At 37.5% G+C, this 11,683-nt stretch carries 14 protein-coding genes and 2 pseudogenes; 5 read left to right on the top strand and 11 right to left on the bottom strand.

Going from position 1 to position 11,683, the window contains the following annotated elements:
- Nucleotides 1-2: 2 nt before the first annotated feature.
- Both LDX58_RS07730 and LDX58_RS07725 read right to left on the bottom strand, forming a co-directional pair.
- Entirely contained in the window at nt 3-221 is a 219-nt protein-coding gene (locus LDX58_RS07730; protein WP_227936253.1) for a hypothetical protein, read from the bottom strand.
- A gap of 10 nt (nt 222-231) precedes the next feature.
- Entirely contained in the window at nt 232-1,359 is a 1,128-nt protein-coding gene (locus tag LDX58_RS07725) for a conserved virulence factor C family protein (RefSeq protein ID WP_227936252.1), read from the bottom strand.
- Nucleotides 1,360-1,542: 183 nt separating this feature from the next.
- Here LDX58_RS07725 and LDX58_RS07720 point away from each other — a divergent pair, with 183 nt between their 5' ends.
- Nucleotides 1,543-2,265, top strand: a complete 723-nt coding sequence (locus tag LDX58_RS07720; RefSeq protein WP_227936251.1) for a metallophosphoesterase family protein — start codon at nt 1,543-1,545, stop codon at nt 2,263-2,265.
- Here LDX58_RS07720 and LDX58_RS07715 read toward each other — a convergent pair.
- The 6 genes from LDX58_RS07715 to LDX58_RS07690 form a co-directional block, all read right to left on the bottom strand.
- On the bottom strand, nt 2,262-2,687 hold the full coding sequence (locus LDX58_RS07715; RefSeq protein WP_227936250.1) for a TlpA disulfide reductase family protein: 426 nt from the start codon (nt 2,685-2,687) through the stop codon (nt 2,262-2,264). The two genes, LDX58_RS07720 and LDX58_RS07715, sit on opposite strands and share 4 nt — an antisense overlap.
- A 62-nt stretch (nt 2,688-2,749) precedes the next feature.
- The gene (locus tag LDX58_RS07710) at nt 2,750-3,187 is read right to left on the bottom strand and encodes a BrxA/BrxB family bacilliredoxin (RefSeq protein ID WP_227936249.1); all 438 of its coding nucleotides are present in this window, start codon (nt 3,185-3,187) and stop codon (nt 2,750-2,752) included.
- A 2-nt stretch (nt 3,188-3,189) separates the two neighbouring features.
- A complete protein-coding gene (locus tag LDX58_RS07705) occupies nt 3,190-3,546 on the bottom strand; it encodes a thioredoxin family protein (RefSeq protein WP_227936248.1) in 357 nt (118 codons plus the stop codon).
- Between the two features lie 130 nt (nt 3,547-3,676).
- Nucleotides 3,677-3,937, bottom strand: coding sequence for a DUF2524 family protein (locus LDX58_RS07700; protein WP_227936247.1), 261 nt, complete (start codon nt 3,935-3,937; stop codon nt 3,677-3,679).
- 52 nt (nt 3,938-3,989) lie between these two features.
- Entirely contained in the window at nt 3,990-4,913 is a 924-nt protein-coding gene (gene rnz, locus LDX58_RS07695) for a ribonuclease Z (RefSeq protein WP_227936246.1), read from the bottom strand.
- 9 nt (nt 4,914-4,922) lie between these two features.
- Nucleotides 4,923-5,447 (bottom strand): type 1 glutamine amidotransferase domain-containing protein, encoded by a 525-nt coding sequence (locus tag LDX58_RS07690; protein ID WP_227936245.1) that lies wholly within the window; start codon nt 5,445-5,447, stop codon nt 4,923-4,925.
- A 142-nt stretch (nt 5,448-5,589) separates the two neighbouring features.
- On the opposite strand from LDX58_RS07690, the gene LDX58_RS07685 reads away from it, so the two are divergent.
- Nucleotides 5,590-6,672, top strand: a complete 1,083-nt coding sequence (locus LDX58_RS07685; protein WP_227936244.1) for a C40 family peptidase — start codon at nt 5,590-5,592, stop codon at nt 6,670-6,672.
- A gap of 43 nt (nt 6,673-6,715) precedes the next feature.
- On the opposite strand, the gene LDX58_RS07680 is transcribed toward LDX58_RS07685, so the two are convergent.
- The 3 genes and pseudogenes from LDX58_RS07680 to ilvA form a co-directional block, all read right to left on the bottom strand.
- Nucleotides 6,716-7,345 carry a YitT family protein gene (locus tag LDX58_RS07680; protein ID WP_227936243.1) on the bottom strand — a complete coding sequence of 210 codons (630 nt, stop codon included), beginning with the start codon at nt 7,343-7,345 and terminating at the stop codon, nt 6,716-6,718.
- Between the two features lie 247 nt (nt 7,346-7,592).
- Nucleotides 7,593-8,500 (bottom strand): annotated as a pseudogene (locus tag LDX58_RS07675) (chemotaxis protein).
- A gap of 44 nt (nt 8,501-8,544) precedes the next feature.
- Nucleotides 8,545-9,792, bottom strand: coding sequence for a threonine ammonia-lyase IlvA (gene ilvA / locus LDX58_RS07670; RefSeq protein ID WP_227936242.1), 1,248 nt, complete (start codon nt 9,790-9,792; stop codon nt 8,545-8,547).
- 248 nt (nt 9,793-10,040) lie between these two features.
- Here ilvA and LDX58_RS07665 point away from each other — a divergent pair, with 248 nt between their 5' ends.
- From LDX58_RS07665 to LDX58_RS07655, 3 genes and pseudogenes are all read left to right on the top strand, one after another.
- Nucleotides 10,041-10,241, top strand: coding sequence for a hypothetical protein (locus tag LDX58_RS07665; protein ID WP_227936241.1), 201 nt, complete (start codon nt 10,041-10,043; stop codon nt 10,239-10,241).
- A 186-nt stretch (nt 10,242-10,427) separates the two neighbouring features.
- Nucleotides 10,428-10,936: pseudogene (gene tnpA, locus LDX58_RS07660) on the top strand (IS200/IS605 family transposase).
- Nucleotides 10,937-11,024: 88 nt separating this feature from the next.
- A complete protein-coding gene (locus LDX58_RS07655; RefSeq protein WP_227936240.1) occupies nt 11,025-11,657 on the top strand; it encodes a trimeric intracellular cation channel family protein in 633 nt (210 codons plus the stop codon).
- The last annotated feature ends 26 nt before the right edge of the window (nt 11,658-11,683 follow it).

The raw sequence follows: 11,683 nt of genomic DNA, 5'->3' as shown, positions 1-11,683 counted from the left end.
TATTACGATTCTTCTTCCTCATCCGTTACATATACAATGGATACACCAAGGTCTTTTAGTACATTCAAAAGAGCTTCATTTAGTTCACGATCATAGAGCAGGCCAATAGATTCAACTAGTTCTAACTCTTCAAGGTGACCTGATTCAGCATCTTCAATCAATTCAAGCATATCTTCCATCCTTAGGCTTTCTAATTTCGATATGACTTCTCCTTTTGTCATCTTAACACCTCTAATCGTTATGTTTTCGTGATTCGGTCATTTGTTTCCAAACAGAGCCCTTAGCTTCTTCTCCACCTTCGATTCGAGCAAGTGCCATTTTAACTTGCAAAGCTACCTCAAATTCTGGATCTGATTCAGCTTCTTTTAAAGGATTAACAGCTCTTTCATCTCCTACTTCATAAAGAAACATCGCTGCGCGCCAACGAACTAATTTATTTTTATCTTTTAGGGCTTCTATCATGGCAGGAATGGCATCAGCTTTACCTAAATCAGATAAACAGTCTCCAGCCGTACGACGTACCGTTACAGATGAATCTTTTAAAGCTTTATATAAATAAGGTAACACTTTTTCGGTTTCAATTATTCCAAAATAAACCGTTGCTAAGCGTCTGATTGATGCTTTTTCATCTTGTAATGCTTTTTCTAAAACTGGAATATCTTTTTCCTTCGGGTCCATACGCTCTAATACCGCATAGCGATCACGCCAATCGTCTTGCTCGAGCATAGCTAGTGTCACATCAATAAAACGTTCACGTTGAGCCACTTGAATATTTTCAGTTCCATTCGCCATCGCAACAAGTCCATTTAAACGATCTTGGGAATAAGCTGCTGAAATTTCATCAGCCACCTCCTTCGTGATGTCCTCCAATTCACCATATCGTACCCCTTTATCTACCCACTTTCGAGCCATCACGACATTGTCATCTGGCTTTTGAGCCTTGGCAATGGCTTCGACAAAGCGCTCAGGCAAGCCTTCTCTTTTTTCTTGTTCTCCATCTGTCAACTTAATTTGCATCGGGATTCCTTTAAACATTTGAATAGCAACATTTACTTCGCCAAAGTGATCATTTACTTGATTTTCATCTGTTGCAGCATCAACATCTTCACCAAACACAGTTCGTACTTGAGGAAGGATTTCTTTCCAATCTTTTTTAGGATGACGGTCAATTGCAATAAAATCGGCAACGTGGTACACCCCTTTAACCCCCTCGATTTCAAAAAGTTGTTGTATGTATGATGGGGCTTCATCTTTATTTTTTTCAGTATAGCTATTTCTCGCACTGTCACCAAGACTCTCACTTAAAGTCAATTTCATTGTATTTGGACTTGGTGTTGGTTCAATTGATGTAATATGCATTTGCTTTTACCCTCCACTTCACTCTTCTATCATGATCTCTATTTGATCTTATCATAGCTGTAAAAATCCTGCCAACCACATGGTTTATTCTTTGTTAAACAAATGAATCGTAAATGATAAGTATTTGAAACGTGAATTTTGAAACTTGTCTGTTATAATTAAGAAGAAAGGGAGGGTTCACATATGAGAATAGCTTTTTTGTCTGATATTCATGGAAATGCTACTGCTTTAGAAGCTGTATTAAGAGATGTACACATACAGCAAGTAGATAGGATTTGCTTTCTTGGAGATTTATGCTTTCGTGGTCCAGAGCCGAAACGTGTTTTAGACATTGTTCGTAGCTTGGACGCTGATGTAATCAAAGGAAACGCTGATGAATGGCTCGTTCGAGGAATTCATCCTGGTGAGGTTCCCGAAAGTTCTCTTGAAATTATGAACCAGGAGCGTGACTGGTCGCTTCAACGTCTTAATGAGGCTGATCTAAACTACTTAAAAAATCTTCCGACTGAATTAGTACTTGAAGAAGGATTAGATTCAATCGTTCATGCGTTTCATGCTACTCCAACAAGTTTATTCGATGTTGTATTGGCCGATGATACTTCTAAGATTGAAGAAACAATCATGCAACGTGATGACGCTGACCTTTATGTCTATGGGCATATCCACCATCCTTATATTAGATCGATGCATGGTAAAAATGTCGTCAATACTGGCAGTGTTGGAATGCCGTTTGACGGACATCCACTTGCTTCTTATTTAATTGCTGACATAGAAGAAGGTAGACATCGTCTCCATCTTAATCGTGTACCTTATAATCGCGAGCATGTTGTAGAGATCTATAAGCAAGGTGGATATCCAAATATTGAAACGATGGGACGAGTTATATTTTACGGGGTAAGACCTTAACGATCTGTTCCTAGTAACGATGCTACACCTTTCATAACATCCATGATTGTTGACTTATCGTGATAGACAAAAGCAATGTTTTTATTTTCATCAATAAGAACGGTTGTTGGAACACCCATACAATGATACTGATCATAGACTTTTGTTCCATCGTCTTTTAAAACAGGAAACAAATAGTTATACTCGTCAAGGAATGTTGATATATCGACATCCGGATCTCTTCCAGTTACATGGATCATGAGCATTTCGAGATCGTCTGTATGGAGAGACTCATATAAAGTATGTTTCGCTTGTAAATCTCTTTGTGAATCTGGACACCAAGACGTCCAGAATGTTAACATAGTCACTTTCTTAGTAGCATTTTCAAGTGACCAACTTCCTTCTTGTACAGTAGGCAAAGTAAAAATAGGTGCTTTTTTCATTGTCTAATCATCCTCTACAAAAAATGGTGACTCTCATATAGATAGAGTCACCTTTTTTCAACTTATTTACTACAATGTTCGTTATAAGCCATCGCCAAATTACGAATAATGCTTTCTGGTGTTTGCCCTTCAATTTGCTCACGAGGAATGAAATGCACCACTTCTTTCCCTTTCAAAAGAGCCATTGAGGGTGATGATGGCGGAATTTCTGAAAAATAAGATCGCATTTGCGCAGTAGCTTCTTTATCTTGACCCGCAAAGACGGTCACGATATGATCTGGAGTGTTGTCATGTTGAAGTGAAGTAACTACGGATGGTCGTGCTAAACCGGCTGCACATCCACAGACTGAATTGATGACGACCAAAGTTGTCCCATCTGCCTGCTCCATATATCGGTCCACTTCTTCAGCCGTTGTTAATTCTTTGAAACCATTTTCCGTTAATTCTGCCCTCATCGGTAAAACCACTTGACGCATGTATTCTTCATAAGCCATTGACATAATTATTTTCCCCTTTCAATCCTATCTGTTTTTTGTAAAGCCAAAAGAGTAGCATAAGGTTTTAACTTGTTATGCACCAATCCAATCGAACCAAATGCATAAATTCTTTCTACCCCTAACCCTTTTTGAAACACAAGTAAACATGGAACACTTTTTATTTTCCACTGTTGCGCAAAAGCTGGCGAATGATTAATATTTAGAGAAAACATAGGTAGTGAATCAAAACTAGACTGGATAACCCGCAACATACCCTCTGCCAATTTACATGTGCCACATAGTGGAGTGTAAACAAAAACAATCGTTAGTGGTTCCCTAGCTGATAACTTTTTATTCAGTCCGCTACTTACAATCTCCTCCATCTATTTCCCCTCATTTCATTAAGATCTATTTTACCAGAAAATAATGAGAAATGCTCGGGTAGTGATTTATGTATAGCTATCTTCTTTGTTTTGAATCATAAAAGCGAGCATCCATGATGCTCGCTTTCGACTAACGCTTAAGAATAAAATGGTTTTGCATCTGATGGACTTGAAGTTGGGCACGATATAATTCATCGCGTTGCTCTGGTGTAGCCGCATGTAAAAGTGTATCAAGCTCATCATCTAATTGTTGTAATTGAGTTTGTACTTTTGTATAATCCTCTAGATCACCTGCTTCAACACGTTGTGAGTCGTTAAAAACCTGTTGTGCTCCCTGCAATGTCATTTCTACTTCTTCAAGAAACTGTGCAACATGAGTGCGCTCTGCCATGATCATTCCTCCTAGAGTAGTTGAATTCCTGATCTTACTTTGCACATCTTCCTCATGTGTTATTCATTAACTTGTATACCATTAAATCAGACGCAATAAGAGAGTGAGCAAAAGTCCGTTGAGCTTCTTCCAGTAAGCCTTCTTCTTCCCCTACATAGCGTGAACTTATATGAGTCAAGATCAATTGACCCACATTAGCCTCCTTTGCTAAAAAAGCAACATCAGAAACCGTTGAATGTCCAAATTGATCAGCATGACTTTTTTTATCTTCACGAAATGTACCTTCATGAATAAGGAGGTCTATCCCTTGAGAAAACTCTTTCATTTTCTTTAAGGGTCTTGTGTCTCCTGCAACAACGATGACACGCCCTTTTTTGTTTTTACCTATAAAATCTAGACCATTTATGTGTGTTCCGTCTTCGAGCTCAATGACTTCTCCGTTTTTGATTTTTTGGAAAATAGGACCTGGCTCTACTCCTAGCTCCTTTAACTTTTCAACTTCTAATGAACCAGGCTTATCAGCTTCAATGATTTTAAAGGCAAAACTAGGCATGACATGATCCAATTCCAAAGCCTCGACGGTGGTCAAATGATCTTGAAAAATTATCCCCTCTTCAACAATGACATATATTACTTCATAGCCAAGGTAAGATTTAGAAACGTTTAATGCTGTCTCTACAAAGGTTTCGATTCCAAGAGGTCCATAAATAGTTAAAGATGTTTTAGCCCCTTGAGCTGAACGAGAGCATAATAAACCAGGCAATCCAAATAAATGGTCTCCGTGAAGATGACTAATAAAAATACGTTCAATTTTTGATAATGTAATGGGGCTATGGAGGATTTGATGTTGTGTCGCTTCCCCACAATCAAACAACCATTGAGTACTTTTCTTTTGTAAAAAACGAACAACGAGACCACTTACATTTCGAGTTGTTGATGGGACTCCTGATCCCGTTCCTAAAAAATGAAATTCCATGAACGTCACCTACTCATTAGCTAGAGCGTCTGCAAAAGCCTTCGCATATGGAGGTAAATCTGGAGGTCTTCTGCTTGAAATAATATGACCATCAACCACAACTGCTTCATCTTGCCACTTCGCTCCTGCATTTTCCATATCATCACGGATTCCCGGTGTGCTTGTAACCGTTCTTCCCTTTAAAATCTTTGCTGAGATGAGTACCCAACCAGCATGACAAATTTGTCCAATTGGTTTTTCTGCCTTATCCATCTCTTTTACAAACTTTAACACTTCACTATAACGACGCAATTTGTCTGGCGCCCAACCTCCCGGAACTAATATTCCATTATAATTCTCCGATTCAACATCCGTATAAGCGAAATCAGTCGTTGCAGGAACCCCATATTTACCTATGTACATTTTTCCTTTTTCGGCCCCTACTATATGAACCGTAGCCCCTTCTTCACGCAATCGCATGATAGGATACCAAAGTTCTAAATCTTCAAATTCTTCATCCACAATCGCCATAACTTTTTTATCTTGTAACCGCATATTATCACTCCTATTTCCTTTTCATAGGGTAAGTATAGCATGTCTAATGAATTAGCAAAAACAATAGGCAGTTCTAGCCAAACGCCTCTTTCATAAAATAAGGCGTAGATTGTGATAAAATTTAAATAGCAGGAGGATTCACATGAACGTAAAGACAACAAGCACTTTTATTCTGTCAACTGCGATGTTTAGTACTGTATTGACCATGCCACTAACTGATCATAAAGAAGAAGCATCGATTAAACCTGTTTCAAGAGAAATGAAACTTCAAACTAACCAAGTCCTTCAATTTGGTTCAGCCGGTCCCAAAGTCTATGAAGTACAAAGTTATTTAAAGACTTTTGATTACTATACGGGACAACATGATGGTATTTACGGAGTTCTAACTAAGCAAGCAGTCCATACATATCAAGAAAAACATTACTTAAAAAAGGACGGAATAGCTGGGCCAGCAACCATTGGCCACTTGCTATATTCAAGTAATATTCAAGTTAACTTAAATGGAATGACATCAGAAAAAATGAAGGAAGAACCTAACAATCCTAATGAAGTGGTCACAGAAAAAGCCTCTTCTATAAAAATTTTCGTTCAAGGTGATCAAGGTAGTAAATTAACCGAGTTTCAACGACAACTTCAAAAACATGGTTATTATAGCGGTGTCGATGGTATCTTCGGTCCGAAAACAACTGCTGCTGTTCGATTATTTCAAGAGAAACACGGATTACAAGTAGATGGTCTTATTGGACCTGAAACAAAAGTCATGCTTGCAAAAACAGACGAGATCCAACCAACAAGCGTACAGGTCCACCAACCAACAAAAGTAACCGAACAAAAAAGACAGACGACCCAACCTGTAAGTGAAACGAAATCAACTCTTTCAAATCTCACTCAAACTGCTTCCTCTTTAAAAGGCACTCCCTATGTATGGGGTGGGACTTCACCTGTTGGTTTTGATTGCAGCGGCTTTATCCGATACGTCTTTAATAAACACGGGAAGAACCTTCCAAGAACAACAACTAATCTATATCAGAAAGGGCAAGCCGTTTCTAATTTACAGCCTGGCGATATTGTGTTCTTCACAACCTACAAGAGCGGACCATCCCACGCTGGCATTTATTTAGGTAACAGAGAATTTATTCACGCAGGTTCTTCTACCGGAGTTGCAACAGCCTCACTCAATCAATCATATTGGTCAGAAAGATACTTAGGTGCAAAACGATTCTAAAATAAAGAAAGAAGGTTGCACTCCCGCAACCTTCTCTCTTTATTTAAGCTTCTTTAGCTGATCTAGAACGTACTTCACTAAATTCCTCTTGAACTAGTTCTTTAATTGGAGATTTTTTATATCTGCCAATAATCATACTAGCCACAGAAATCGTAAATACAGATAGAAGGGCATTACCCCAACCTACTAACAATCCAGCAAAAACAACAATCGATAAATCACATACAAAAATAGTAATTCCGCGATTAAATTTAAATTTCTGATCAAGATATAATGCCAATATGTGAATTCCTCCAAGAGAAGAACCATTATTTAGTACGAGAATAACTCCAAAACCAATACATAAACCCGCAAGAGCGGTTGCAAGCCACATTGGTACCGAGAAAAAAGGAATCAAGTCTAAACCATCACGGATGAACGCAATCCCGATAATCGACATAAAACTTGAAATCGTAAACCATTTTCCAAGCTTCTTAAAAGACATCCAGAAAAAAGGTAGATTTACTAAGAAAAACAGCACACCCCACGACCACGTGCTTAAAAAGGTCAATACTGTCGCAAGTCCTGCTGTTCCTCCAAAAGTTAACTCATGTTGTGCTAAAAACTTCAACCCTAGTGATGTAAGAATTAACCCTAAAATAACTAAGGAGACCAGTTTCATACGCTCAGCCACTCTCTTCCACCTCCTATTTATCTATTACCCTATCTACCATATCTGATAAAAATCACTTCGTCAATGCAAGAATATGAATTTTTATTCATCAGAATTATCAGAAAAGTACATGATTAGCGCTAATTATATAAAACCAAACAATTAATATGCAATATTTTATTCATTTCCCACAAAAAAAAGAATGATAACAGGTTTGGAATTCGTTTCTGAAACGAATTCCAAACTATATCATTCATTCTTTTCGATATTATAAAATTAATTGATCAATAGTTTGGATTAGTTTGACGATAACTGGCTTGCTAATTTGGGCATCAGCTCCAACACCCTTACCTCTATGGTAGACGTCCTCAGTAATTAATGAAGAAAATATCACAACAGGTATATTGAACAGTTGTTCATCTTCTTTCATTCGTTTCGTTAAATGATGTCCATCCATTTGCGGCATTTCGACATCTGTAATCATTAGCTGAACTTCCTGATTTATATCAACCTTAGAGTCTTCTTTGAGGAAAGTTAAATAATCCCAAGCTGATTTTCCATTATCAAAAAAAGTTACTTGATCATATCCAGCTTCAGAAAGAGTTTCATGTAGCAGTTTTCGTAGCATCGCTGAATCTTCAGCTGTAACAATTTTTTATAACTCCGCTCTCTTTCACCTAATGACTTTACTTGCTTTACATTAATACCTTTGTCAGGATTGATATCAACAACAACCTTTTCAAAGTCAAGAAGTAAAATCATTTGACCATCCATTTTAACTATTCCTGTTGATACACTTTCTAGTCCTTGTGAAAGCTCAGTTGGCTTTTCAATTTGTTCCCACGAGATTCGATGGATTCTAGAAACATTTTGTACTCTAAAAGCTACTTTTATTTGATTCAGTTCAGATACAATTAATTTATCTTGTACAGGATGTTCAGATGGTGAATATCCTAATACTTTAGTTAAATTAACGACTGTCAGTACTTCATCTCTTAAACGAATGATTCCCTCAATGTGAGGATGTGCGTTTGGCATTGCCGTAACAGGAGGAGCTTGAATGATTTCTCTTACCTTCATGACATTAATTCCAAACGTGCCTGTCCCAACCCGAAAAACAATCATTTCTAACTCATTTGTACCACTTTCGAGTAAAATTCCTTTTTCTTCGTTCACTTATGAACTCCTCCTCAGGACTTACACGTTTAAACGCATAATTATTAAATAAGTAAGTGAAAAAGGCTTTCATGTTTATTAATTTCTTGATAACCAAATCCTTTTTTCTCAAGACGCTTGATTAAACCTGGATAATCCTCTGGTCTCTTTAGTTCGATACCAAGTAAGACCGGACCATTTGTTTTATTGTTCTTCTTTGTATACTCAAAACGGTTAATATCATCATCCGGTCCAACCACTTCTTGAATAAATTCTCTTAAAGCACCTGAGCGCTGAGGGAATTGAATAATAAAATAATATTGGAGCCCTTCGTAGATTAAAGAACGTTCTCTCATTTCTTGCATACGACCGATATCATTGTTTCCTCCACTCACGATACATACGACATTTTTCCCTTTAATTTCATCTTTATAGAAATCCAAAGCAGTAATTGGCATAGCTCCAGCTGGTTCTGCGACAATCGCATTTTGATTATATAACTCAAGAATGGTTGTACATATTTTCCCTTCTGGTACGAGAACAATATCTTCTAAAATATTTCGGCAAATTTCAAATGGGATTTCACCTGGCTTTTTAACGGCTGCTCCATCGACAAATTTATCAATTTTCTCAAGTTCAACTACTTTTCCTTGTTTTAACGATTCCTTCATGGATGCTGCTCCAGCTGGTTCACAACCAACTATTTTGGTAAGCGGACTAATACTTTTAATATACGTTCCTGTCCCACTAATTAAGCCCCCACCACCAATTGAAGCGAATAGGAAATCAATATTCTCTTCAATATCATTCATGATTTCCATTCCAACTGTACCTTGACCTGCAATAATCTTTTCTTGATCAAAAGGATGAATAAAAGCTTTTTGATTTTCATTTGAATAATTCATCGCTTCATTGAATGAATCATCAAATGTATCTCCTGTTAAAATAACTTCTACATACTCTTTACCAAAAAATTCAACTTGATCTACCTTTTGACGTGGAGTTGTTGAAGGCATAAAAATCTTTCCTTGAATACGTAATGTGCGACAAGAATACGCAACACCTTGCGCATGATTTCCCGCGCTCGCACAAACGATTCCATTATTTAATTCTTCTCTAGACAAACTTGATATTTGATGAAAAGCTCCACGAATCTTGAACGAACGGACCACTTGTAAATCCTCTCGTTTCAAATAAACATTACAGTCATACCTTTCTGATAAAACTTGATTTAACTGTAATGGTGTATGAGTGACCACATCTTTTAATCGCTGGTTTGCAATAATAATATCCTCAATATGTACGGTTTCCATTTGTCTTAATCCTTTCACTTCAAACTATCTTCAAATTCACAATACGTTTATCTTATCATAACCTCTAGCAATTGCGTAACCCCATACATGATCACCTTTATTAAACATTTGTTTGAATACGCTTACTAAAATATAACTTTTTCATGATTGATTATTTAAAAGGTCCTAACTATAATAGAGAGGATAGAACATGTACTAACAGATACATAGGTAGAGGCATCTGTTTTTTTAATCAAGGAGGGTTGATCATGGGAAGATTGTTTACATTAGTATCAATAATTGTTTTTGCTTTAGTTATCATTCCTGGACAAATTCTTGCAGCAGGCGGCGGTGGGGCCGAAGAAGCTGCTCACGCTGAACCATCAGGTTTACTATTGGCTGCATTAACAATTATGTCAATTTTAACACTTGTTGTAATGATTTTTTTCTCGTTTCGTGATAATGGCTAACAGCTAAATGCAAGTAACGTGGACAACGAATGATTGTCCACGTTTTTTATTATAGGGTTTTAAACCACGTGCTCTGCACGTGTGAAAACAAAACTTCTAGAGTGGTAAAGTGACAAAAAAACTCCAATCGTTATAATTGAAACTGGCCGTCAAACCAACTTCTATATAACGAAAGGAGCACTATTCATATCGAGTGACAATAGTTTATCACAAGCTAGGTGGAATTGTAGGTATTATATCGTTTTCATCCCAAAGTATAGAAGAAAGTAATCTATGGGAAGTTGAGAAGAGACATAGATGCTATTCTCAGAAAATTATGAAATGAAAGATGTAGAAATAATAGAAGCACATGCGATGCCTGATCATATCCATATGTTAGTGTGAATACCACCCAAAATGTCTGTGTCGTATTTTTGGGGTATTTAAAAGGGAAAAGTTCGTTAATGATTTATAATCGACATGCGAACTTAAAATACAACCATGGTAGCCGTACTTTTTGGGCAAAAGGATATTATGTGAGTACAGTAGGACTCAATCAAAAAACAGTTGCGTAGTATATACGGGAACAAGAAGCCGAGGATAGACTGCGCGACCATATGACGAAGAGAGAATACGTCGATCCATTTATAAAGATAAATAATAGGAATGAACGGTTGACGGTCAATTTAGAGTCCCCTTTAGGAGGTTGTCAGTAAAGTGTCCTTATAGGGGAAATTAAAACCGCCCGTTCTACCGGCGGATACTTACTGTGTAAAAAGAGAATTTATATTGGGAGAGAGAAAAATGATTTGGGACATTTTAACGTTCATTGGAACGATTGCATTTGCGCTTAGTGGAGCTATCGTAGCATTGGAAGAAGACTATGATTTAATGGGGGTATACATCTTAGGGCTAGTAACTGCTTTTGGAGGTGGGGCTATTCGTAATCTATTAATTGGTCTCCCTGTTTCAGCTTTATGGGAACAAGGTTCCTTTTTTAGCATTGCGGTTATCGTCATAAGTATCGCTTTTATCTTACCAACAATATTATTTAATCATTGGGTTAAATTCAACCTCCTTTTTGATGCAATCGGACTTTCTGCCTTTGCCATTCAAGGAGCTTTATATGCGACCGAAATGGGCCATCCTTTATCTGCCATTATTGTTGCAGCCGCTCTTACAGGAGCTGGTGGTGGATTGGTCCGCGATGTGCTCGCAGGAAGAAAGCCACTCCTCCTTCAAAAAGAAATCTATATCGGGTGGGCAATGTTAACTGGAGTTATCATTGGATTTGACATTCTTTCTGGCGCAATAGGATTAACCATTCTATTTATAAGTGTCATTATCCTCCGCATGCTCTCCGTTCACTTGCGTTGGCAGTTACCTCGTAGAAAAATAAACAGGCTTAAGCAAGGTCAGGAAAAGAGTTTGAGTTAAAAAGTCTGAGAAGTTCGCTCAGACTA

Origin of the sequence: Alkalihalobacillus deserti (assembly GCF_020734105.1) — a bacterium.
Taxonomy (GTDB): domain Bacteria; phylum Bacillota; class Bacilli; order Bacillales; family Bacillaceae_D; genus Halalkalibacter; species Halalkalibacter deserti.
The sequence above is the reverse complement of the archived record's forward strand: the minus strand, read 5'-3'. Positions and strand labels throughout refer to the sequence as shown.

Excerpts from the sequence above, each read along its gene's own strand:
- LDX58_RS07700 (WP_227936247.1), bottom strand. The coding sequence starts at position 3,937 with ATGGCAGAGCGCACTCATGTTGCACAGTTTCTTGAAGAAGTAGAAATG.
- LDX58_RS07685 (WP_227936244.1), top strand. The coding sequence starts at position 5,590 with ATGAACGTAAAGACAACAAGCACTTTTATTCTGTCAACTGCGATGTTT.
- LDX58_RS07730 (WP_227936253.1), bottom strand. The coding sequence starts at position 221 with ATGACAAAAGGAGAAGTCATATCGAAATTAGAAAGCCTAAGGATGGAA.
- LDX58_RS07655 (WP_227936240.1), top strand. The coding sequence starts at position 11,025 with ATGATTTGGGACATTTTAACGTTCATTGGAACGATTGCATTTGCGCTT.
- LDX58_RS07720 (WP_227936251.1), top strand. The coding sequence starts at position 1,543 with ATGAGAATAGCTTTTTTGTCTGATATTCATGGAAATGCTACTGCTTTA.
- ilvA (WP_227936242.1), bottom strand. The coding sequence starts at position 9,792 with ATGGAAACCGTACATATTGAGGATATTATTATTGCAAACCAGCGATTA.
- LDX58_RS07710 (WP_227936249.1), bottom strand. The coding sequence starts at position 3,187 with ATGTCAATGGCTTATGAAGAATACATGCGTCAAGTGGTTTTACCGATG.
- LDX58_RS07690 (WP_227936245.1), bottom strand. The coding sequence starts at position 5,447 with ATGCGGTTACAAGATAAAAAAGTTATGGCGATTGTGGATGAAGAATTT.
- rnz (WP_227936246.1), bottom strand. The coding sequence starts at position 4,913 with ATGGAATTTCATTTTTTAGGAACGGGATCAGGAGTCCCATCAACAACT.
- LDX58_RS07705 (WP_227936248.1), bottom strand. The coding sequence starts at position 3,546 with ATGGAGGAGATTGTAAGTAGCGGACTGAATAAAAAGTTATCAGCTAGG.
- LDX58_RS07665 (WP_227936241.1), top strand. The coding sequence starts at position 10,041 with ATGGGAAGATTGTTTACATTAGTATCAATAATTGTTTTTGCTTTAGTT.
- LDX58_RS07715 (WP_227936250.1), bottom strand. The coding sequence starts at position 2,687 with ATGAAAAAAGCACCTATTTTTACTTTGCCTACTGTACAAGAAGGAAGT.
- LDX58_RS07725 (WP_227936252.1), bottom strand. The coding sequence starts at position 1,359 with ATGCATATTACATCAATTGAACCAACACCAAGTCCAAATACAATGAAA.